Origin of the sequence: Roseisalinus antarcticus, assembly GCF_900172355.1 — a bacterium.
In the GTDB taxonomy this organism is placed as follows: domain Bacteria; phylum Pseudomonadota; class Alphaproteobacteria; order Rhodobacterales; family Rhodobacteraceae; genus Oceanicola; species Oceanicola antarcticus_A.
The window spans coordinates 1-1,652 of the sequence record NZ_FWFZ01000113.1; the positions used below are offsets into that span (position 1 = coordinate 1).

Annotated in this window: 1 protein-coding gene and 1 pseudogene; one reads left to right on the top strand and one right to left on the bottom strand. The window is 58.3% G+C overall.

The window, feature by feature from the left end; translation table 11 throughout:
• The first annotated feature begins 224 nt into the window (after positions 1 to 224).
• On the top strand, positions 225 to 752 hold the full coding sequence (locus ROA7023_RS23450) for a hypothetical protein (RefSeq protein ID WP_085881345.1): 528 nt from the start codon (positions 225 to 227) through the stop codon (positions 750 to 752).
• A gap of 122 nt (positions 753 to 874) precedes the next feature.
• Here the strand turns inward: ROA7023_RS23450 and ROA7023_RS23455 are convergent.
• A pseudogene (locus tag ROA7023_RS23455) lies at positions 875 to 1,489 on the bottom strand (IS256 family transposase); the annotation flags it as partial.
• Positions 1,490 to 1,652: the final 163 nt, after the last annotated feature.

Here is a 1,652-nt window from a genome sequence, read left to right on the forward strand (position 1 = left end):
CGGCCAGCGGCGCCATGTCAGCCGCACGAACAGGCCTGACAAAAGTACGCACTCGATCACATGTCAAAACGATCAGAAATTCCTTGCAAAACGAGCGGCATCCACAAAAGAAGGTTCGACGTCAGTCCTGTCCCCTCCTTCAGAAGACCTAAAAAATCCTAAATGAATCTTGATTAACCTAAAAGATTAGCCTAGATGTTTCTTACATCGCAAGGATTGATCTAATGCCCCTAGACCTTGCCCAGTCCGCCGAAAGCGTCAAGCGCAACATCGATGCCTACTGGCTCGATGGCCCAATAATGCCGGAGCTGATCAAAGACGGACCTAAGGCCAAACAATGGAAGTGTTACATGACGTCCGACGGTTACTGGCGTTGTGGGCCGTCACGGTTCGTCGGGTACGAGGGCATGACGCCCGAAGAATATCTTCGGCGTAAGGGGCGCGCGGACGGCGGGTTGAATGGAACAGAAACGGAGTACCACCTTCGCTCCTGGACGGAAGACGTTGCACCTGGTTCGAGGCGGCATGACGCGCTCTACGATATCGTCTCCACCCACCTGGAAGGCTTTGGCGTTTCGGTGAACCGCGCGGCACGCTTCAGCATTCTGCCGAGCGAAATGGAGGCGGAGGAACGTGAAGAGGATCCAGACATGGCGGCTGTCAATGCCCTCGTTACCCTGGCCGAGCGTCTCGATGCGCAACATCGTCGGTCTCTTATCCGACGGCTGGACGCGCTCGATCGCCAGCTCTAGCGGCGGAGCCTACAGGCCGATGGCACTGATCTGAGAAGGCCGCCTGGCAGTCAGGCGGACCGTCAGAGGGAGTGTCATGAACTCTGTGTATCTGGTTCGGCCCATGCGGGCTTCAGATACGGTCACGCATTGAAGCGCTCGTCGAACATGATAGCGAATTGATTGCGAGCGGCAAACCATTCTCGGACATTCCGGCCACCTTTCTCGAAGTTGCGGATGGCCAGGTAGATCAGCTTCGTCGCGGCCTCCTCGGTTGGGAACGAACCGCGGGTCTTGATGGATTTGCGGATCACCCGGTTCAGACTTTCCATGGCATTGGTGGTGTAGATGATCTTGCGGATCGCGGGATCGAAGGCGAAGAACGGGATCACCTCCTGCCATGCCCGCCGCCATGCCGGGGCAATCGAGGCGTATTTCCCGGCCCATTTTTCCTCAAAGGCGTCCAACTCAGCGGCAGCCTGATCGGCGGTCGGCGCACCATAAATCAGGCGCAGATCAGCGGCCACCGCCTTGCGATCCTTCCATGCGCAGAAGTTCAGGGAATGGCGCACCAGATGCACGATGCAGGTCTGGACTGCAGCATCGGGAAAGGCCGCTGTGATGGCGTCAGGGAAGCCCTTGAGCCCATCTGTTACCCGGCAGGGGTTTGCCTGCAAACCCTGAGAGGGCACGACGGCGATGAGAATGTCCTGAACCCCGCGGTTCTTGAGTTCGTTCATCACCGACAGCCAGAACTTGAGATAGTGTCCCCGTTGGTGGTGTAGGAGCGCCGACCCTCGGAGAGGTTCGAGCTTGATCAGGTGGCCACGGCGGGCAGCCTGACGGTGGGATTGTCTGTGACGCGGGCGAGGGTTTCAAGCGACATGTAGCGCCGCGCCACGGTCCACTCGTCGTTGGTCT

What these genes read in the sequence shown, in the direction of transcription:
- ROA7023_RS23450 (WP_085881345.1), top strand. Translation starts at nt 225, where the DNA reads ATGCCCCTAGACCTTGCCCAGTCCGCCGAAAGCGTCAAGCGCAACATC.